Below are 20,431 nucleotides of genomic sequence, written 5' to 3'. Positions count from 1 at the left end.
TAGCTCGTCCGGCGCAACGACGTGCCGGCGCGCCTCAGCGCTTTTCCAGCACCAGATCGATACGGCGCTGGAGACGCTGCTGCTCGCCCGTGTCGCCCGCCTGCTGCGCGCGCATGGCCTGCGCGCCCAGCCAGGCCAGCAGCGGCCGGCGCCAGCCCTGGGCCGACGCCGCATCGACGGCGCCCGCCAGCACGGCCGGAGTGGCGCGTCCCGTGCGCAGCAGCACGCCCGACGCCACCAGACGGGCCAGCGGATCGGCGATGGCTTGAACGGCCGCCGCTGCCGCTGTGTCGTTCTGCGCCGTGGCGACGGCGCGATGCTGTTCGGGCAGTAGGGCCGCATCCTGCGCCCGCAGCGTGCCGGCCAGATAGGCTGCGTAGGCCAGATCGCCCGGGCCGGCGTCCTGGCGCCGCTGCTCGAAGCCGGAGCAGGCGTCGAACACCAGTGACGCCACCCGCGTCGCGCAGCGCACCAGTTCCGCCCGTATCACCAGTTCCGGTTTTCCCGTGCTGGCCAACTGGGCGCGGGCGCGCTTGAATTCGGCCGTCTCCACCAGTGTCTCGCCTTCCATGTAGGCCGCCACGGCCCGTTCGATGGCGTTGTGGGCATTCATTTGCCAGTCCGGCTGGGGCGGATTATTGCCGCATGCGGCCAGCAGTGCCAGCGCGCCGGCCCATGCTGCGGTGTGCGCTCTCATGGCAGTTTGATCTCCGTATCCTGTTTGAACGGCCACTTGCGGTTGATCTCATTGACCAGCTGTTCGACCCGCCGCAAGCTGGTCTCCACCTCCGCGCGCAGCGTGCCCAGGTCGGCCGAGGCGACGCGGGCGTTGCCGCTGATGACCTGCGCGTCCGCCAGCACGGCGTCCGCCTTTTTCAGGCTGGCGCGGGCATCGGCCAGCAGGGCGTTGAGCTGGCGCACCGTGGTCTGGGCGTCGTTCACCATGCCGTTCTGGTCGAACAGGCGGCTGTCGGCATGGGCCATCAGGCTGTCGGCCTTGCGCGTGGCCGCGTCCACCGTGACCAGCAGTTCGCTGGCCCGCTGCAGCAGCAGTTGCGCCTTCTTGTCGTCGCCCGCCACCAGGCTCATGGCGCCACCCGGGCCATTGAGCTTGTCGGTCATGCCCTTGACGTTGCGCAGGCTCGCTTCGAGCGCCGAGCCTTCGCCCGTCAGCTGGTTCAGGTTCTGCAGCACGTCCTTCACGGCCGACAGGATGCGGGGGATTTCGGCCGTCGCGTCGCCCACCAGCAGCGGACGCTGGGCGCCATTCTCCAGCGGCGGATCGGTGGGCACGCCGCTGTAGGCGCGCAGCTTGGCGCCGCCCACCACGGCCCGTTCCAGCGTGAAGATGCTGGAGCTGCGCAGCCAGTGCGCGTCCTTTTGCGGCACGTCGATCACCACGCGGGCCTTGCCGTCGGGCGCCAGCTCGATGCGGCGCACCCGGCCGATGGGGAAGCCGGCGTAGGTCAGGTCCATGCCCACCACCACGCCTTCCGAATCATCGGCCTGCAGCAGCAGGCGCTGGGTGGCCTCGAACGCGCCGCGGGCATACATCAGGTACACGGCGGTGGCGGCCACCAGCAGGACCATCAACGCCAGCAGCAGGCCCGCTTTCAGTTCGGCGTTGCGCACCGGCGCGGGGTCCGGCGGCGGGGTGGGGGTGTCGGTCATGACGTACTCTTTCAATAGTAGTTGCCCATCAGCGAGGCGATTTCGACCAGCAGCAGCACCGCGAACAGGCGCACCATGTCCGAAAGGCCGTGCGTGAGCTTGCCCCGGTAGCTCTCGTCGTAGAACGAGGACGCCATCGGGATCAGCCCCACGGCGAAGCTGAAGAACACGATCTTGAGCACCAGGATCAGCGACACGGCGGGCGTGAAGATCTGCCCCACCACGCGGGTGTAGCCAGGCAAGGCCCACGGCGTGAAGCCGTAGATGGACAGGTAGGCCAGGGCTAGTGTCAGCACGCAGCTCATGGCCGCCAGCAGCCAGACGGCGAACACGCCGGCCGCCACGCGGGGGAAGAAGTCGGCGCGCAGTTGGGCCGCGTCCGGCGCGCCGGTGCCGGCTTGCCGCCGGCGTTGCGAGAATTCCAGGCCGGCCGGCAGGGTGGCGCGCAGGGCGACGAAAGCGGCTGCCGTCAAGGGGATCAGTTCCAGCACCAGCACCCGCACCACCAGCGCCAGCGCGTAGCGCGTGAGGCCATAGCTTTGCGAGGTGACGACCACGATGCGGATCAACACCAGGCTCACCAGCGACGACAGCACCGTGAACCACAGCAGGTTCGGCGCGGCCGCCTGCACCAGCTGGCGTGCCAGCAGCGGGCGGTTGGCGCTCCCGTAGCTGGACGGCGACAGCGCCAGCGCCCACATGCGCACGGCGAAATGCAGCAGGCGCCACCAGCTGGCCAGCCAGGACCGGATGGCCGCTTCCAGGCGCCGCATGGCGGCGAGGGTGGAGGTGGAAGGGTTCATCTTGTCAGTCTAGCATTTTTGCCTGGGCCGCGCGATTCAGTGTACTGTACGTGTCTTGTCCACCCTATCGCATCCATGATGATTCCACCGACCCTGCGCGCCGCCATCGCGGCCGCATTGCTGGCCTGCGCCGCGCTGGCCCAGGCAGACGCCAGCGCGCTGGCGCTATCCGATACCCTGCCCATCGGGCCGCAAGTCAAGGTGGGCAAGCTGGCCAATGGCCTCACTTACTACATTCAAAAGAACGCGCGGCCGGCGCAGAAGCTGGAGTTGCGGCTGGTTGTGAAGGCGGGCTCCATGCTGGAAGATGAGGACCAGCAGGGATTGGCGCATTTTACGGAGCACATGGCGTTCAACGGCTCCACCCATTTCAAGCGCAACGAACTGGTGTCCTACCTGCAGGGCATCGGCGTGAAGTTCGGCGCCGACCTGAACGCCTACACCAGCTTCGACGAGACGGTGTACATCCTGCCGATCCCCACCGAACGTCCGGAAGTGGTGGAGCAGGGCTTCCAGGTGCTGGAGGACTGGGCCCATGGCCTGTCGTTCAATGACGCCGACATCGACAGCGAACGCGGCATCGTGCTGGAGGAACTGCGGCTGGGCAAAGGCCTGGAAGACCGCATGAACAAGGTGCTGATGCCCAAGCTGATGAACGGTTCGCGCTACGCGCAGCGCATGCCGATCGGGAAGGAGGACGTCATCAAGAGCTTCCGGCCCGAGGCGATCCGCCGCTTTTACCATGACTGGTACCGGCCCGACCTGATGGCCGTGGTGGTGGTGGGCGACGTGGACCCGGCCGTCGCCCAGCGCATGGTGGAGCGCCACTTCGGCGCCCTGGCCAACCCGGCCCATGAGCGCCCGCGTGACTATGCTGTGATCCCGCAGCGCCAGGCGTCCGAGGGCGTGGTGGTGACGGACAAGGAAGCCAATACCAACGGCGTCTACATCCGCTACGGCATCGAGCCGGAACCTGCCCACCATACCGTGGGCGATTACCGCGCCAGCCTGGTCGAGGGCCTGTACGGCGCCATGCTGGGCCAGCGCATGGCGGAATTGACGCAGCAGGCCGACCCGCCGTTTATCCAGGGCGGCAGCAGCATGACCAAGGTGGCGCGCGGCTACCGCTCGTTCCGTGCGGCGGCCGTGCTGGGCAAGGGCGGCGCGGCGCCGGCCATCGCCGCGCTGGTGCGGGAGGATGAGCGGGCGCGCCAGTTCGGTTTCACGGAGGCGGAGCTGGAGCGGGCCAAGAAGAACATGCTGCGCGCTGTCGAGCGAGGCTACAACGAGCGCGACAAGTCCAATTCTTCCGGCTATGCGGCCGAGTACATCCGCAACTTCCTGGAGCAGGAGCCAATACCCGGTATCGCCAACGAGTACGACTACGTGCGCCAGCTGGTGCCCGGCATTACGCTGGCTGAAGTCAACGCGGCCGCGCGGGCGACGATTCCCTCGGGCGGCAACAAGCTGGTGATCTATACCGGCAGCGACCGGGCCGAAGCGCCCATTCCCTCGCAAGCCGAGCTGCTCGCGGCGGTGGAGGCAGCCGAGCGCACGCCAGTGCAGCCCCAGGCGGAGAAGCAGGTCGCCAGCGTGCTGATGGCGCAGCCGCCCAAAGGCGGCGCCATCGTCAGCCAAAGCGTGGACCCGGTGCTGGGGCTGACCCGGCTCACGCTGGGCAACGGCGTCAAGGTGGTGCTCAAGTCGACCGACTTCAATAACGACCAGGTGCTGATGTCGGCGGTGCGTTTCGGCGGCCAGTCGCTGTTTGGCGAACCGGATCTGGCAAACGCGCGCTACGCCAGCGCCATCGTGGCGCAAATGGGCTTGCAGGATTATTCGCCGGCCGATTTGAGCAAGGTGCTGGCCGGGAAGGTCGCCATGACCGGCGCCACGGTCGGCAATTTGAGCGAGACGTTGAGCGGCCAGTCCGGCAAGGCGGACGTGGAAACCATGCTGCAGCTGACCTACCTGCAGATGACGGCGCCGCGCCGCGACCGTGCCATCTTCGATGCCTTCGTGGGCAAGCAGAAGGAACTGGCGCGCAACAGCCTGTCGCGCCCGGAAGCCGTGTTCGGCGACACCATCGTCGGCACGCTGTACGACAACAACGCGCGGGTGGCGCGCGCGCCGCGCCCGGAGGACTTCGACCGCATCGACCTGGACCGGGTGTTCGAGATTTATCGTAGCCGCCTGTCCAGCGCCAGGGATTTCACCTTCTTCATCGTCGGCAGTTTCGACGTGGAGCAGATCAAGCCGCTGGTGGCCGCCTACCTGGGCGCGCTGCCCACGCCCCCTGTGCCGGTGCAGTACAAGGACTGGGGCGTGCGGCCGGTCAAGGGCGTGGTCAAGAAGGAAGTGCGGATGGGTGCGGAGCCCAAGAGCACCATCTCGATTACGTTCACGGGCACGGCCGACTACTCGGACGATGAGCAGATGCGCCTGCAGGCGCTGCTGGAAGCGCTCAACATCAAGCTGCTGGAAGTGCTGCGCGAGCAGCAGGGGCTGATCTACGGCGGCGGCATGTCCGGCGCGCTGACCAAGGTGCCGTATGGGGGCTACGCCATCAGCATCAACCTGCCCTGCGGGCCGGAGAACGTGGACAAAGTGATCGCCGCCACCTTCGCGGAGATCGCCAAGGTCAAGGAGCAGGGCGTATCGCAGCAGGACCTGGACAAGGTGCGCGCCAGCTGGTCCAGGAACTATCACAAGGGCTTGCGTGAGAATGGCTACTGGCTGGGGCAGTTGCAGGCGGCGCTGATCAACGGCACCGATCCGGCCGCGCTGCTCACGGTCGAGCAGCGGGCCGCCGCCATCCGCCCGGCGGACCTCAAGCAGACGGCGCGCCGCTACTTCGACATGGATAATTACCTTCAGGTGGTGCTCTATCCAGCATCCACCCTCGCCCCATGATGCGTCGCCCGCCCGTTGGAGGAAAAGCTCTAATCAGCGGGCCGGTGCGGCGAAACTGCTACACTGGCGGCTGATATTCACTGCGACAGGCAAGAGGCAACACCATGGCGAAGAAAAAAGAAGAGCTGGACCCGGAAACGATGGCACTGATCCAGTGGTGCATCGAAGTGGAAGGTTTCCTGGTGGCCGGCGGCGCCACCCAGCAGCAAGCGCAGGAACACATCGAGGAACAGGTGGAGTGGTTCACCGACCAGTTCTATGACGGCCTGACCCCTGAGGAAGCGGCCAAGGAAGCGCTGGCCTGAGCCTCGTCCCGGCGCGCGCGCGGCGGCCCGCGCCGCGCCATGCCGTACAATAGCGGCCATTCCGCAAGCACCGGCCGCGCCTGAGGGCGCGCCGCCGCCGTCCCGCATACCCATGAAGTCCGACCCGCACGACAATCCGGCAGCACCCGCCTTCCGCCCGGACCTGGTCCGCTGGCGCCAGCTCGTCACGCCTGCCTGGCTGGCTGCCGCGCTGGCCGGCGAGCCCGTGGCGGAAGCACCGCCGCCGGACTGGCGCCTGTTCGAAGTGGGCTGCGGCGGCGCCGCGGCCTTCGAGCAGGACCATATCCCCGGCGCCGGCTATATCGACACCAACCAGCTGGAACAGGCGCCCCTGTGGAACAAGGTGTGCGACCAGGCCTTGCTGCGCCTCCTGCTCGCCTGCGGCATCCGCCACGACAGCACGGTGGTGCTCTACGGTCGCAACAACCTGGCCGCCGCCCGCGCCGCCCACCTGATGCTGTACGCTGGCGTGCGCGACGTGCGCCTGCTCGATGGCGGCTACGCGCTGTGGCAGGCCGGCGGCCACCCTTTGGTGGCCGGGGCGCCGCGGCGCTACCCTGGCGTGGCCCGCTTCGGCGCGCCATTCCCGGCCCGTCCCGACTACCTGATCGGCATAACACAGGCGCGCGCCTTGCTGCAAGCGCCCGACGGCGCGCTGGTCAGCATCCGCACCTGGAATGAATTTATTGGCAAGATTTCGGGGTATAGTTACATCGCCGCGCGGGGCGATATTCCGGGCGCCCTGTGGGGGCGGGCCGGCAACGACGACGATGTGAACAGCATGAGCGACTTCCACCGGCCCGACGGCAGCATGAAACCAGCCAGCGAGATCTGCCAGTTGTGGCGCGAGGCCGGCATAGACCGGCAGCGGCGCATGGCGTTCTACTGCGGCACGGGCTGGCGCGCGTCGCTGGCCTTCTTCTACGCCTGGCTGATGGACTGGCCGCATATCAGCGTGTACGACGGCGGCTGGTGCGAATGGAGCGGCGACCCGGCCAACGCCGTCGTCTGCCGCACGGGAACAGCTTAGCGGACCGGCACGTGCGATGCCGGCCGGGCGACATCTTGGGAGACATGATGGACAAAGGCAGCATGGGCATGACGCAGGGCGCGGCCGCACTGGCACCACCACCGGCGCCGCCGCGGCGCATCGCCGACTTGCCGGGGCCGAAGGGGCGCCCGTTCACCGGTGTGATCGCGGACATCAACCGCCGGCCATTCCACCAGGTGCTGGAGGACTGGGGCCGCCAGTACGGCACCCTGTACCGTTTCAGGATCATGCGCAAGCAGTTCCTCGTCACCTCGGATCGCGACGTGATCGCCGGCCTGCTGCGCGACCGGCCCGACGTGATGCGCCGTTCCGCGCGCACGGCGCAGATGCTGGAGGAGGTGGGCACGCGCGGCCTGTTCACGGCCGAGGGCGACGAATGGCGCCGCCAGCGCAAGCTGGTGATGCGGGCGCTGACGCCGGAGGTGATCCACGGTTTCTTCCCCACCCTGAGCATGATGACGGAGCGTTTGCAGCAGCGCTGGAGCGCGGCCATCGCGGCCGGCCGTCCGGTGGACGTGCTGCGCGACCTGAAGGCCTATACACTGGACGTGACCATCGGGCTGGCCATGGGCCAGGACATCAACACGCTGGAACTGGAAGACAATCCGCTGCAGCGCGATATTGAGTTCCTGTTCAACCGGGTGGCGCGGCGCCTGACGACGGCGCTGCCGTACTGGCGCGTGCCGCTGCTCAAGCGCTCGCCCGACCGCGAGGCCGATGCCGCCGCCGCCCGCATCCAGCAGGCCGTGATGGGCTTTATCGCCCAGACCCGCAAGCGCCTGGCGCTGCAGCCGGCGCTGCGCCAGAAGCCGTCCAATATGCTCGAAGCGCTGGTGACCGCCTGCGACGAGCCGGGTTCCGGCTTCACCGACGCGGGCGTGGTGGGTAACGCCATCACCATGGTGTTCGCGGGCGAGGACACCACCTCCAACACGACGGCGTGGCTGATCGATTTCCTGGCGCGCGACCCGGTGGCGGCCGGCGCGCTGGCGGCGGAGGCGGACCGCGTGCTGGCCAGCGCGCCCGTGCTGCGCGACTACCGCCTGCTGGAGCAGCTCCATTACGTGGACGCGGCCACCCGCGAAGCCATGCGGCTCAAGCCGGTGGCGCCATTCCTGGCCGTGGAGCCGACGCGCGACGTGATGCTGGGCGACCTGGCAGTGCCGGCCGGCACCGTGATCTTCACCATGACGCGGCTGGCCGCGCAACGCGACAGCGAACTGGCGCAGCCGGACGCCTTCCTGCCCCAGCGCTGGCTGGACGGTGCGGGCGAGCGCGGCGACGATCCGGGCCGCAAGCTGTTCCCGTTCGGCGGCGGCCCTCGTTTCTGCCCGGGCCGTTACCTGGCCATGGCCGAGATCAAGATGGTGATGTCGATGCTGGCGCGTCATTTCACGATCGCCGCCGTGCCGGGCGCGGCGCCGGCCGAGGAGACCTTCACGTTCACCAATTCGCCCAGCGCCTTGCCCGTTACCCTGCTGGCGCGGAGACCTGAACCTGAAAAAGTGCTAGGCTAGGGTATTCCCGAGTTGCCGTCAGCGGAGGCCGTCATGTTCAAGAATCTCATTTCCGGTTGCGCGGCCGTGGCGCTGTGCGTGCTGGCGGCCGCGGGCGGGCAGGCCGCCCCATTGCGCCACGACCATCCGCTGATTGGCACCTGGCAGATCACGATGGCCGACGGTTCGTGCAGCGAAACCTACCATATCCACGACGACGGCAGCAGCCTGGTCACCAGCAACGAGGAGGTGGCTGAATCGGCGTTCGACGTGGCCGACCAGCCCGACCAGCTGGGCTTCTACAAGCACGTGGACACCATCGTCAAGGACAACGGCAAGCCCGATTGCTCGGGCGAGGTGACGGAGGTGGGGCATGTGGCTACCAGCTACATCCTGTTTCACCCCAGCGGCAACCTGTTCCTCATGTGTTTCGAGCGCGACATGAACAGCTGCATCGGCCCCTTCATCCGCGTGCGCGGCAGCACCACCTGACCCAGGCGGCCCCGTTCAGCCCCGTTCGCGGAACGCACCCGGGTTCATGCCCGACCACTCCTTGAACGCGTGGTTGAACGCGCTCTGTTCCTGGTAGCCTAGCAGGAAGGCTATATCGACCAGGCTCAGTTCCGGCTGGCGCAGGTAGTCGCGCGCCAGCGCGAAGCGGGCCTGGTCCAGCACCTGCTGGAAGGTGGCGCCTGCCTCGCTAAGCTTGCGTTGCAGCGTGCGCGGCGACAGTTTCAGCTCGTCGGCGATGGAGGCCAGCCGCACCTGTCCCTGGGCCAGGTTGCGCACGATGGCTTCGTGCACCTGCTGGCTGATGCCCGCGTCGGCGCCGGTCCTGGCCCCGGTCTGCGCGCGCGATTGCAGCAGCTGTTCGGCGTGCTGCCGCAGTACGGGATACAAGCCCGTGTCCGCGTTCGGCACGGGCCAGGCCAGCAGTTGGGCGTCGAAGCTGGCCGTGTTGGCCGGCCCGTTGAAGCGGGGCAGGGCGCCGAACACGCGAAGGTATTCGCCATGGCCGGCCGGATCGCCGCCATCGTGGCTGAGCACCAGTGCAGGCGGCGGCAGCGTCACCCCGGCCAGCCAGTTGCCGAACACGCGGATGCCCGCGAACACGCTGTCGATCAGGTGGCGCCGCTCCGGCCCGTAGTGGCAATGCCAGGTGTAATGGGCCATGCCCTCGCTTACCCGCAGGGTGGAGCGTCCCAGGTCGTGCGCCAGCTGCTCGTAGCGCATGGTCTGTTCGAACGCCTGGCCAAAGTCGCGGCAGCTGAGCAGGATCAGGCCATAGACGTTGTAGGTGCCCAGCTTGAAGCGCTCGCCCACGTGCAGGCCGAAGTGGGGATCGTCGGCCAGCGCGGCGCCCACGTCGAGCAGGCGCACGTAGTCGTCGGCCGCCAGCGATTCGGGCAGCGGGGTCAGCGCCCCGGCGGGCAAGCCGGCGGCCCGCTCCAGCGCGGCCGCCTGTACGCCGCGCGCGGCGGCCGCCTCCAGCAAAGGCTGCAGATAGGAGCCGGCCACGCGGGCGCCATGTTGGGGGCGCGCGTCAGGCGTGGTGCTTGGCATGATCGAACAATGCGGATGTCATGAATACGCAATACCTTGAGTGGGTTCTGTCTTATTCTGCTGCCATGATTAGCCAGGTGCGCGCCAGTATAACAATGGCTGCAAGCGCGCCGCAATGAGGACGGAACGACGATGAGACGCTGGAACGGTTGGGGTGACGACACCATAGAATTCGCGCTGGGCGAGGATGCGCTGGGATTTCTGGCGCAGCGCATCGGGAGCGGCACGCCGTTTCCGGACGCCGCCTTCGACAAGGCATGCGCGCAGTTGCGCCCGTCGCGGCTGGCGCCCCATCGCCTGATCGACACGGCGCCCGCCGTCCGCCTGCGCAACGCGCTGGGCCAGAGCCTGCCCGACTGGCTGCGCCTGCGCTACGGCGTGATCGACACGGCGCCCGATGGCGTGGCCTATCCGGACAGCCCGGAACAGGTGCGCGAACTGCTCGATTACGCGGCCGAACACCATGTGGCGCTGATCCCACAGGGCGGCGGCACCAGCGTGGCCGGCCACCTGACGGCGCCGGGCGGCCCGCGCCCCGTGCTGGCCATGAACCTGACCCGCCTGCGCAACCTGCTCAGCCTCGACACCCAGTCGCAACTGGCCACGTTCGGCGCCGGCGTGTTCGGCCCGGACCTGGAGGCGCAGTTGCGCGCCCACGGCTACACGCTGGGCCACTTCCCCCAGTCGTTCGAATACTCGACGCTGGGCGGCTGGGTGGTCACCCGCTCGTCCGGCCAGCAATCGCTGCGCTATGGCCGCATCGAGCAGATGTTCAGGGGCGGGAAGGTGGAAACCCCGGCCGGCACGCTCGATATTCCCACGTTCCCCGCCTCGGCCGCCGGCACCGACCTGCGCGAAGTGGTGCTCGGTTCGGAAGGCCGGCTCGGCATCCTGACCGAAGCGACCGTGCGCGTGACGCCGCTGCCCGAATACGAATCGTTCCATGCCGTGTTCTTCCCCAGCTGGGATAAGGCCGAGCAGGCCGTGCGCGCCGTGGTGCAGGCCGGCCTGTCGCTGTCCATGCTGCGCCTGTCCAACCCGCTGGAGACGGTCACCATGCTGGCGCTGGCCGGCCACAAGACCCTGATCGGCGCGCTGGAGACCTGGCTGCGCCTGCGCGGCTGCGGCGAAGGCAAGTGCATGCTGATGATCGGTGTGAGCGGGCGCAAGGCTGCCGCCAAGGCCGCCCTGAAGGATGCGCTGGCCCTCACGCGGGCGCGCGGCGGGGTGCATATCGGTCGCCACATGGGCGACAAGTGGAAGCAGAATCGCTTCCGCAATGTCTACCTGCGCAACGCGGCCTGGCAGCACGGCTACGCCATCGACACGGTGGAAACGGCCGTCGACTGGCCGCGCGTGGCCGGCATGATGCAGGCCGTGGAGGCGGCCGCCACGGCGGCGCTGGGCCAGCACGGCGAGAAAGTCCACACCTACACCCACCTGTCGCACCTGTACGCGCAGGGCGCCAGCGTGTACACCACCTTCGTCTACCGGCTGGCCGGCAATTTCGAGCAGGACCTGGCGCGCTGGCGCACGCTCAAGCAGGCCGTCAGCCAGGCCATCGTGGCCAACGGCGGCACCATCAGCCACCAGCACGGCGTGGGCAGCGACCATGCGCCCTACCTGCCGGCGGAAAAGGGCGAACTGGGGCTGAGCGCCATGCAGGCCTTGTTCCGCCACTTCGACCCGCAGCAGATCATGAACCCCGGCAAACTGCTGCCGTCCGAGGCGGTGCCGTCGTGAGCGCCCACTGGAACAGCGGCGGCCGGGGCGAGGCAGCGTCATTGCTGACGCGCGACTGGGACCTGATCGTGATCGGCGGCGGCATCACGGGCGCCGGCATCCTGCTGGAAGCGGCGCGGCGCGGCCTGAAGACGCTGCTGGTGGAGCAGCGCGACTTCGCGTGGGGTACGTCCAGCCGTTCGTCCAAGCTGGTGCACGGCGGGCTGCGCTACCTGAAGGAAGGCAAATTCGGTCTCACGCGCGAGTCCGTGCACGAGCGCCAGCAACTGCTGCGCGACGCGGCCGGGCTGGTGGAGCCGCAAAGCTTCGCGTTCGGCGACTACCTGGGCCGCAAGCCGGGCCGCCGCATGTTCCTGCTCGGCCTGGCCATCTACGATCTGATGGCGGGCCAGCGCGCGCGCCATTATTTCGGCCATGACGACTTCCTGGCGCTGGCGCCCAACATCGCCAACACTGGCCTGCAAGGCGGCATGTGCTACACGGACGCCAAAACCGACGACGCGCGTCTGGTGCTGCGCGTGCTGCGCGAGGCGCAGCAGCATGGTGGCGTGGCACTCAACTATATGGCGGTGGAATCGCTGCTGCGTTCAGCAGATGGCGGCGGCAAGGTGTGCGGTGCGAAGGTGCGCGACGGCGTGACGGGGCAGGCGCACGAGGTGCGCGCGCGGCTCGTCATCAGCGCCACCGGCGCCTGGGCCGACGGCCTGCGGGCGCAGGGCGGGGCGGCACCCCGGCTGCGGCCACTGCGCGGCAGCCACCTGGTGCTGCCGGCCTGGCGGCTGCCGCTGGCGCAGGCCGTGAGCCTGATGCATCCGGCCGACGGCCGCCCCGTGTTCGCCTTCCCGTGGGAGGGCGTGACGCTGGTGGGCACCACGGACGTGGACCACAAGGGCGATATGGCGCACGAGGCCGCGATTACGCGGGCCGAAGTCGATTACCTGATGGCGGCGCTGCACGACCAGTTCCCACAACTGGGCTTGAAGGAGAGCGACATTGTGGCCAGCTACGCGGGCGTGCGCCCCGTGATCGACAGTGGCAAGAGCGATCCATCCAAGGAAGGGCGCGACCATGCGCTATGGCTGGAGGACGGCCTGCTGACTGTCACCGGCGGCAAGATGACCACCTTCCGCGTGATCGCGCTCGACGCGCTGCGCAAGGCTGCTTCGCTGCTGCCGGACTGGCGCGACAAGCTGGAGCCGCGTCCCATCTTCGATCCGGCCGCGCCACTGCGCTACGACCGCCGCTTGTCCGTCACCCAGGCCGCGCGGCTGCAAGGCCGCTACGGCGCCCAGGCGCAGCAGCTGGTGGACGCGGCCCAGCCGGGCGAACTGGCCACCATACCGGGCACGGAAACGCTGTGGGTCCAGCTGCGCTGGGCGGCCCGCTGCGAATCGGTGCAGAAGCTGGACGACCTGCTGCTGCGCCGCAGCCGTATCGGCATCCAGTTGCGCGGCGGCGGCGCGGACATCCTGCCGCGCGTGCGCGCCATCTGCCAGCCGGAACTGGGCTGGAGCGACCAGCGCTGGGATGACGAACAGCGCGCCTATCTGGCATTATGGGCCACCCATTACAGCCTGCCGGCGCAACGCGCCGCCAACAACTAAAACAATAAGACGATATGGCCGAACAATATCTTCTCTCGATCGACAACGGCACCCAGAGCGTGCGCGCGCTGCTGTTCGATTTGCACGGCAACCTGGCGGCCAAGACCCAGGTCCACTTGCAGCCGTATTTCTCGGACAATCCCGGCTGGGCCGAGCACAGTGCGGACGGCTACTGGAAGGCCGTCTGCGTGGCCTGCCAGCGCCTATGGACGGAAACGGATATCCCCAAGTCCGCCGTCAAGGGTGTGGCCGTCACCACCCAGCGCGGCACCGTCATCAACCTGGACCGGGACGGCAATCCGCTGCGCCCGGCCATCACGTGGCTGGACCAGCGCCGCACGGAGCAGGTGCCGCCGCTGAACGCCTTCTGGCGCACGGCCTTCAAGGTGGCCGGCGTGAGCAGCACCATCGAATACTTCCGGCGCGAGGCGGAGATCAACTGGATCGCGGCCCACCAGCCCGACATCTGGGCCAAGACCGACAAGTTCCTGCTGCTGTCCGGCTTCCTCAATTACCGCCTGTGCGGCCGCATGGTCGATTCCATCGGCTCCCAGGTGGCCTATCTGCCGTTCGACTACAAGGGCCACAAGTGGGCCGGCAAGCGTGACTGGAAGTGGCAGGCGCTGGCCATCAAGCCGGACATGCTGCCGGAACTGGTGGAGCCAGGCACGGTGATCGGCGCCATCACGGTCGCCGCCGCCGAGGCCACCGGCATCCCGGCGGGCACGCCGCTGGTGGCCGCCGCCGCCGACAAGGCGTGCGAGGTGATCGGCGCCGGCGGCCTGGCGCCGCACATCGGCTGCCTCAGTTACGGCACCACGGCCACCATCAACACCACCACCAGGAAATACGTGGAGGTCACGCCGTTCATCCCGCCGTATCCGGCCGCCATCCCCGGCGCCTACAGCACCGAGGTGCAGATCTTCCGCGGCTACTGGATGGTGAACTGGTTCAAGGAGCAGTTCGGCCACCTGGAGCAGGCCACGGCCAGCGAACGGGGCACGGCGCCCGAAGCCATGTTCGACCAGCTGGTGGAGCAGGTGCCGCCCGGTTCCATGGGCCTGATGCTGCAACCGTACTGGAGTCCCGGCATCCGGGTGCCGGGGCCGGAGGCCAAGGGCGCCATGATCGGCTTTGGCGACGTGCACACGCGCGCCCATATGTACCGCGCCATCCTCGAAGGGCTGGCTTATGCGCTGCGCGAGGGCAAGGAACGCATCGAAAAACGCAGCGGCGTGGCCGTGACGGAATTGCGGGTGGCCGGCGGCGGCTCGCAAAGCGACGCGGCGATGCAGCTGACGGCCGACATCTTCGGCCTGCCGGCCGCGCGCGCCCACGTGTACGAAACCTCGGGCCTGGGCGCGGCCATCGCCGTCGCGGCCGGCCTGGGGCTGCATGCCGATTTCGATACCGCCATCCGCGTCATGACCCGCCCCGGGCGCGTGTTCGCGCCCATCGCGGCCAACCAGAAGATGTACGACCGGCTGTACCGGCGCGTCTACCTGAAGATGTACGAGCGGTTACAGCCCATGTACGCCGAGATCGCCGACATCACCGGTTATCCGGAACAGCTGTAGGCGGGCCGGCGCTCAGCGCGAAGCGAGCGCCTTGATGGCGTCCATGGCCGCGTTGCCGGGCAGGGTGGCCTGCACCTGGTTGCGGCCACTTTCCTTGGCCACGTACATGGCGCGGTCGGCCGCCACGAACAGCGATTCCGTGCTGTCGAGCTGCTGGGGCAGGATGGTGGAGACGCCGATGCTGACCGTGATCCACGGCGAGGTGGGCGAGCGGGGGTGGGGCAGCTGCAGCGCTTCCACGTGGGCGCGGATCGACTCGGCCAGCAGGTAGGCCGAATCGGCGTCCGTTTCCGCGAACAGCAGCACGAATTCCTCGCCGCCGTAGCGGGCCGCCAGGTCCGTCGGACGCAGCGCGTGCGAGGCGATGGCCTGCGCCACTTGCTGCAGGCAGGCGTCGCCGGCCGGATGGCCCAGCGTGTCGTTGTACAGTTTGAAATGGTCCACGTCCAGCACCACCAGCGACAGCGGCAGGCCGCTGCGGAGGGCGCGTTGCCATTCCTTTTCCAGGAAGGCGTCGAAGTGGCGGCGGTTGGCGATCATGGTCAGCGGATCGACCATGGCCGCGCGCTGCAGCGCATCCTCCGACTGCTTGTGGTGGGTGATGTCGTGCAGCAGGCCGATGAACAGCGGCTGGCGCAGATACATAGGGGTGAGCGTGAGGTCCATGCACACGGAACTGCCGTTGCGGTGGCGGATGATCACTTCGCGCGTGCCGTGGTTGTGGGCCGTCTGCGGCGCGGCCGCGTAGCGCTCGAAGTAGTCCAGGTATTCCTGCGCCACCATGGGGTTGAGCAGCTCGGCGATGGAGCGTCCGGCCAGCTCGTTCTCCTGGTAGCCCAGGTATTTGTCGCAGGCCGGGTTGGTGAACTGGATGCGGCCGTCCGCCTCGATGATCAGCAAGCCCTCGGCCATGTTGTTGACGATGGTGCGCAGGCGCTCGGCCTGTTCTTCCTGGTTCTCGTTGTTGCTGCGGATTTGCAGCTGGGTGCGCACGCGGGCGCACACCTCGGCCATGCGCAGCGGCTTGCCGATGTAGTCCACGGCGCCGATGTCGAAGCCGGCCACCACGTCCTCCGTCTCCGTGCGCGCGCTCATGAAGATGACCGGGATGCGCTGGGTGGCGGCATGGCTCTTGAGCTGGCGGCAGGTCTCGAAACCGTCCATGCCGGGCATGACGACGTCCAGCAGGATCAGGTCCGGATGCACGCGGCGCGCGATCTGCAACGCCCGTTCGCCGGAGGTGGCGACGAAGGTCTGGTAGCCCTGCTGCACCATCATCTTGCGCAGCGTGCCCAGGTTGTCCGGCGCATCGTCCACGATCAGGATGGCGGCGTCGCGCCGCGATGCGGTGGCGACGGGGGGGAGGGCGGAAGGGTGTGCGCTTGCGTACAAAGGCTGGCCTGACGATAAGGTGACTATCCGTCCAAATAATACCGCTTTGCAATGTGTAATTGTGAAAAAAAATGCAGGCTTATTCGAAGGAAACCTCAGAATTTATGCGGAATAGCCGTCAATGCGGCATTTCGCCTGCATTTTTATCACGCTTCCCATTTCCGTCGGGAATCTTTGTTACTTTTGGTGATAAAGTCGCAGCGCCTTGAAGCCGTCATCCCCACGGAAGTGGGGATCCATGCGTCGTCAGTTTTGGCGCTGACGTATGGATTCCCGCCTGCGCGGGAATGACGTGTGGCTGGGGTTATTCGAGCTAGCCTCAGACCTTCGCGGCGATCAGCTTGCCCAGGGTGGCGATGCCGGCGCGGATGCGCTCCGGTGGCACCGTCACGAACGACAGGCGGAAGGTGTTGGTTTCCGGCTCGTTGGCGTAGAACGGCGCACCCGGCACGAAGGCCACGTGGTTGGCGATCGCCTCATCGAGCAGCGCCATGGCGTTGACGTGCTTGGGCAGCGTGACCCAGATGAACATGCCGCCTTCGGGCTTGGTCCACTTGACGCTGGCGGGGAAGTGCTCGGCCATCGCGTCCAGCATCACCTGGCACTGGTCGCCGTACAGGTGGCGGATTTGCGGGATGTGGCGCTCCAGGAAGCCGTCCTTGATCACGCGGTGCACCACCATTTGGGTCAGCTGCGAGGTGTGCAGGTCGGCCGCCTGCTTGGCCAGCTCCAGGCGGCGCACCAGCGGCAGCGGGGCCACCACGTAGCCGAGGCGGATGCCGGGCGTCAGCACCTTGGAGAAGGAACCCATGTAGATCACGCCGTCCGGATTCATGGCCACCATCTTCGGCAGCGGCTCGCCCTTGTAGCTCAGGGCGCCGTAGGGATCGTCCTCGATCAGCGGCAGGCCGAGGCGGGCGCAGGTTTCCACCAGTTGCTGGCGGCGTTCCACGGACAGCGTGCGGCCCGTCGGGTTCTGGAAGTTGGGCAGCGCGTACAGCAGGCGGGCGCCTTGGGCCACCTTGTCCAGCGAGGACGGCACCAGGCCGTGGTCGTCCGTTTCCACCGACACGAACTCGGGGCGGTACACCGAGAACGCCTGCAGCGCGCCCAGGTAGGACGGGGTTTCAACCAGCACGCGGCTGCCTTCGTCGATCAGCACCTTGCCCAGCAGGTCCAGCGCCTGCTGTGAGCCGGACGTCATCAGGACCTGTTCCGGCACGATCTTCGCGCCGTTCGAGGACAGCGAATCGGCGATCCACTGGCGCAGGGGCAGGTAGCCATCGGTGGGGCCGTATTGCAGCGCCACATTGCCCGAGTCGGTCAGCACCTGGTCGAACGCTTCCTTCATCTCGGCCACGGGGAAGGTGGCGGGCGAGGGCAGGCCACCGGCGAACGAGATGATCTCGGGACGCTGGGTGATCTTCAGGATCTCGCGGATGAAGGAGCTTTGCATCTGCGCTGCGCGCTCGGAGAAGCGCCATGGCATCGGATTCGGGTTTTCAATTTTCATGCTGGTCTCACTGAGTAGATGCCGGGCTGGCCCGGACTGTAGTCAGGCGCGCTTGTGGCGGCCTGCGAAAGGGCGGCGCCGGGTAGGGCGCCGCCCGGGAATTACGCGACTTCCACCACCAGGTCGATCTCGACGCAGCAGCCGAGCGGAATCTGGGCCACGCCGAAGGCGGCGCGGGCATGCTTGCCGGCGTCGCCGAACACTTCACCGAGCAGCTCGGAGGCGCCGTTGGTGACCAGGTGGTGTTCCGTGAAGTCGGGCGTGGAGTTCACCAGGCTGGTGAGCTTGACGATGCGGCGCACGCGCGTCAGGTCGCCGCCCACGGCTTCCTGCAGGGTGCCCAGCAGGGCCACGGCCACGCCGCGCGCGGCGGCCTTGCCTTCTTCCGTGCTGATGTTCTTGCCCAGCTGGCCCACCCATGGCGAGCCGTCCGCCTTGCGCGCGATATGGCCGGACAGGAATACCAGGTTGCCGCTCTGGACGTACATGACGTAGGCGGCCACCGGCGCGGCGGGCGCGGTCAGGGTGATGTCGAGGGCTTTGAGTTTTTCGTAGACGGACATGAGGGTTCCAATAGGTGAAGTCGAACGAGCGACGGGTTTATTTATCTGTGTGTCTGGCCGTGGGTGTGCGGTTGGTGGTAACGGGTGAGCGCGTCGTGCGCGGCAGACCGATATTGTACGTCGTGCCGGGGGCGCTGCCCACAAAGCAGGCAAAATCAGAATTCTCTACGGTTTTAACGCCGCTTCACCTGCATTTTGCGGCCCGCGCCCACCACAACGATCACCGCCAGTGCAAATAACAGGGTTTGCCATTCCAGCGCCTCGCCCAGAAACAGGGCCGCGCCCAGCATGGTCAGGAACGGCTGCACCAGCTGCACCTGGCCAACCCGGGCCACGCCGCCCAGCGCCATGCCGCGGTACCAGAAGAAGAAAGCGATGAACATCGAGATCAGCGACACGTAGGCGAAGCCGGTCCAGGCGCGCGCGCCGGCGGTGGCGATGCGGGCCGCGTCATGCCAGACCAGCCAGGCCACGGCGGGCGTCAGCAGCGGCGCGGCCAGCAGCAGCGCCCAGCAGATGGTCTGCGGCCCGCCCAGGCGCTGGGCCAGCTTGCCGCCTTCCGCGTAACCGATCGAACCCAGCAGCACCGCGCCCAGCAGGGCCAGGTCGGCGGGGCGCAGGCTGCCGCCGCTGCCGTGCAGGGCGAAGCCGGCCACCAGCGCCGTGCCCAGCATGGCCATGCACCAGAAGCCGGCCGAGGGCCGTTCGCCGCCGCGCAGCGCGGCCCACACGGCCGTGGCCAGCGGCAGCATGCCGACCAGCACCGCGCCGTGGCTGGCCGGCACGGTGCGCATGGCGATCGACGACAGCCAGGGAAAACCGATGATGCAGCCGCCCGCCACGCATGCCAGCGGCAGCAGGGCGGAGCGCGGCGGCCATGGCGCGCGCTTCCAGCCCAGCCACAGGGCCGCGCAGCAAGCGGCCGCCACGGCCCGGCCCAGCGCCACGAAGGCCGGGTCGAGGTCGGCCACGGCCATCCGGGTGAACGGCAGGGTAAGACTGAACATGGCCACCCCGATCAGGCCGAGCAGCATGCCGGCGGCATCGTCGCTCAGGCGGGTGGTGGTGGCCAGGGGCCGGGGAACGGCGGCTGGTGTGGGCATGGTGTGTTCCTTCCTGTTCCTGTTGTGTGATGGCCTGTGCCGGTACAGTGATCTGGTGTGTGCGGGCGCCGTTCAGGCGCCGTGCAGCACGCCGGCCAGCATGGCGGTGTCCACATTGCCGCCGGTCAGGGGCAGGCCGATGCTGCGCCCGCGCCAGGCCGGATCTTGCTGTAGCGCGAGGGCGGCGGCCAGCGCGGCGGCGCCGGCCCCTTCGGCCGTGTTGTGGGTGGCGCGGTGGTACAGGCGCATGGCGGCGGCCACCTGTTCGTCGCTGACGGCCACCACGTCCTCCACGTGTTCCAGGATCATGGCCAGCGAATCCGGATCGGGCACGCGGCAGGCCAGGCCATCGGCCAGCACCGTGGTGACGGGCGATTCAACGCTGCGCCGGGCCCGGAACGACAACTGGTAGGCCAGCGCATGCTGCGACACGACGCCGATGATGGGCATCTTCAGCCCCAGCGCGTTGCGCGCCGCGATGGCCGCGCAGATGCTGGAACCCTGGCCGATCGGCGCCAGCAGCAGTTCCAGTCCGGGATGGGCGCGCAGCAGCTCCATCCAGGCCGTGGCCACGCCGGCCACCAGGTCCGGGTGGTAGGACGGGACCATGTGCAGGCCGTCGCGTTCGGCCAGCATCAGCGCGTGCTCGCGGCTGGCCTGGAATTCGTTGCCGTGTTCGATCAGTCGGGCGCCCAGCGCGCGCATGCCGGCATTCTTCTCCGTGCTGTTCCCGTGCGGGACGACGATGGTCGCCTGCAGGCCATGACGGCGGGCCGCGTACGCCAGCGACAAGCCGTGGTTGCCACGCGTGGCCAGCACGATGCCTTTGACGCCGGGCAAACGGCGTGCAAGTGCGTCCACGTAGACCAGCCCACCGCGTACCTTGAAGGCGCCCGTCGGGGTATGATTTTCGTGCTTGATCCACGTTTCCACGCCCAGCGCCTCGTTCAGCAGGGGCCAGCTGTATTGCGGCGTGGGCGGCATCGCGGCGTAGACGGTGGCGCCGGCGGCATCAAGATCGGAACTGGTGGGCAGGTGCATGGCGGCTTTCCTCGGTGGGTGGCGTGGTGGAGGTGATGGGTGTATCCTAAGCGACAACACCAGTACAGTCCC

17 protein-coding genes are annotated in these 20,431 nt (G+C 68.0%); 8 read left to right on the top strand and 9 right to left on the bottom strand.

Annotated elements, in window-relative coordinates; translation table 11 throughout:
- Positions 1 to 34: 34 nt before the first annotated feature.
- The 3 genes from H3H37_RS01530 to H3H37_RS01520 are packed head-to-tail and all read right to left on the bottom strand — an operon-like array spanning position 35 to position 2,474.
- Positions 35 to 697: a hypothetical protein gene (locus H3H37_RS01530; RefSeq protein WP_182159369.1), complete on the bottom strand. Its 663-nt coding sequence runs from the start codon at positions 695 to 697 to the stop codon at positions 35 to 37.
- The gene (locus H3H37_RS01525; RefSeq protein ID WP_182159366.1) at positions 694 to 1,671 is read right to left on the bottom strand and encodes an MlaD family protein; all 978 of its coding nucleotides are present in this window, start codon (positions 1,669 to 1,671) and stop codon (positions 694 to 696) included. Before H3H37_RS01525 ends, H3H37_RS01530 begins: the two co-directional genes overlap by 4 nt.
- Before the next feature lie 11 nt (positions 1,672 to 1,682).
- The gene (locus H3H37_RS01520) at positions 1,683 to 2,474 is read right to left on the bottom strand and encodes an ABC transporter permease (RefSeq protein WP_229218597.1); all 792 of its coding nucleotides are present in this window, start codon (positions 2,472 to 2,474) and stop codon (positions 1,683 to 1,685) included.
- A 75-nt stretch (positions 2,475 to 2,549) separates the two neighbouring features.
- Here H3H37_RS01520 and H3H37_RS01515 point away from each other — a divergent pair, with 75 nt between their 5' ends.
- The 5 genes from H3H37_RS01515 to H3H37_RS01495 all read left to right on the top strand — a co-directional run bounded on the left by H3H37_RS01515 (position 2,550) and on the right by H3H37_RS01495 (position 8,752).
- Positions 2,550 to 5,387 carry a M16 family metallopeptidase gene (locus H3H37_RS01515; RefSeq protein ID WP_311197375.1) on the top strand — a complete coding sequence of 946 codons (2,838 nt, stop codon included), beginning with the start codon at positions 2,550 to 2,552 and terminating at the stop codon, positions 5,385 to 5,387.
- A gap of 104 nt (positions 5,388 to 5,491) precedes the next feature.
- Entirely contained in the window at positions 5,492 to 5,692 is a 201-nt protein-coding gene (locus tag H3H37_RS01510) for a hypothetical protein (RefSeq protein ID WP_182159363.1), read from the top strand.
- A 112-nt stretch (positions 5,693 to 5,804) separates the two neighbouring features.
- The gene (locus H3H37_RS01505; protein ID WP_182159360.1) at positions 5,805 to 6,743 is read left to right on the top strand and encodes a sulfurtransferase; all 939 of its coding nucleotides are present in this window, start codon (positions 5,805 to 5,807) and stop codon (positions 6,741 to 6,743) included.
- A 44-nt stretch (positions 6,744 to 6,787) separates the two neighbouring features.
- Positions 6,788 to 8,281, top strand: coding sequence for a cytochrome P450 (locus H3H37_RS01500; protein WP_229218596.1), 1,494 nt, complete (start codon positions 6,788 to 6,790; stop codon positions 8,279 to 8,281).
- 33 nt (positions 8,282 to 8,314) lie between these two features.
- Positions 8,315 to 8,752 carry a hypothetical protein gene (locus H3H37_RS01495; RefSeq protein WP_182159357.1) on the top strand — a complete coding sequence of 146 codons (438 nt, stop codon included), beginning with the start codon at positions 8,315 to 8,317 and terminating at the stop codon, positions 8,750 to 8,752.
- A 15-nt stretch (positions 8,753 to 8,767) separates the two neighbouring features.
- Here the strand turns inward: H3H37_RS01495 and H3H37_RS01490 are convergent, their stop codons facing one another.
- Positions 8,768 to 9,823 (bottom strand): AraC family transcriptional regulator, encoded by a 1,056-nt coding sequence (locus H3H37_RS01490; RefSeq protein WP_182159354.1) that lies wholly within the window; start codon positions 9,821 to 9,823, stop codon positions 8,768 to 8,770.
- Positions 9,824 to 9,955: 132 nt separating this feature from the next.
- On the opposite strand from H3H37_RS01490, the gene H3H37_RS01485 reads away from it, so the two are divergent.
- The 3 genes from H3H37_RS01485 to H3H37_RS01475 are packed head-to-tail and all read left to right on the top strand — an operon-like array spanning position 9,956 to position 14,747.
- Positions 9,956 to 11,566, top strand: a complete 1,611-nt coding sequence (locus H3H37_RS01485) for an FAD-binding oxidoreductase (protein ID WP_182159351.1) — start codon at positions 9,956 to 9,958, stop codon at positions 11,564 to 11,566.
- Complete coding sequence (locus H3H37_RS01480; RefSeq protein WP_182159349.1) at positions 11,563 to 13,170, top strand: glycerol-3-phosphate dehydrogenase/oxidase; 1,608 nt, start codon at positions 11,563 to 11,565, stop codon at positions 13,168 to 13,170. The genes H3H37_RS01485 and H3H37_RS01480 overlap by 4 nt, the downstream gene beginning before the upstream one ends.
- A 14-nt stretch (positions 13,171 to 13,184) precedes the next feature.
- Complete coding sequence (locus tag H3H37_RS01475) at positions 13,185 to 14,747, top strand: FGGY-family carbohydrate kinase (protein ID WP_182159346.1); 1,563 nt, start codon at positions 13,185 to 13,187, stop codon at positions 14,745 to 14,747.
- A 12-nt stretch (positions 14,748 to 14,759) separates the two neighbouring features.
- Here the strand turns inward: H3H37_RS01475 and H3H37_RS01470 are convergent, their stop codons facing one another.
- From H3H37_RS01470 to H3H37_RS01450, 5 genes are all read right to left on the bottom strand, one after another.
- Positions 14,760 to 16,139: a diguanylate cyclase gene (locus tag H3H37_RS01470; RefSeq protein ID WP_220456300.1), complete on the bottom strand. Its 1,380-nt coding sequence runs from the start codon at positions 16,137 to 16,139 to the stop codon at positions 14,760 to 14,762.
- Positions 16,140 to 16,458: 319 nt separating this feature from the next.
- On the bottom strand, positions 16,459 to 17,652 hold the full coding sequence (locus tag H3H37_RS01465) for an aminotransferase-like domain-containing protein (RefSeq protein ID WP_182159343.1): 1,194 nt from the start codon (positions 17,650 to 17,652) through the stop codon (positions 16,459 to 16,461).
- A 101-nt stretch (positions 17,653 to 17,753) separates the two neighbouring features.
- On the bottom strand, positions 17,754 to 18,215 hold the full coding sequence (locus H3H37_RS01460) for a RidA family protein (RefSeq protein WP_182159341.1): 462 nt from the start codon (positions 18,213 to 18,215) through the stop codon (positions 17,754 to 17,756).
- A 173-nt stretch (positions 18,216 to 18,388) separates the two neighbouring features.
- A complete protein-coding gene (locus H3H37_RS01455) occupies positions 18,389 to 19,318 on the bottom strand; it encodes a DMT family transporter (protein ID WP_229218595.1) in 930 nt (309 codons plus the stop codon).
- Between the two features lie 72 nt (positions 19,319 to 19,390).
- Positions 19,391 to 20,359, bottom strand: coding sequence for a threonine dehydratase (locus H3H37_RS01450; RefSeq protein ID WP_182159339.1), 969 nt, complete (start codon positions 20,357 to 20,359; stop codon positions 19,391 to 19,393).
- Positions 20,360 to 20,431 lie beyond the last annotated feature (72 nt).

The sequence above is a fragment of the Rugamonas brunnea genome (assembly GCF_014042345.1).
Classification (GTDB): Bacteria; Pseudomonadota; Gammaproteobacteria; order Burkholderiales; family Burkholderiaceae_D; genus Rugamonas; species Rugamonas brunnea.
This window is presented reverse-complemented; position numbering and strand designations above follow the sequence as displayed.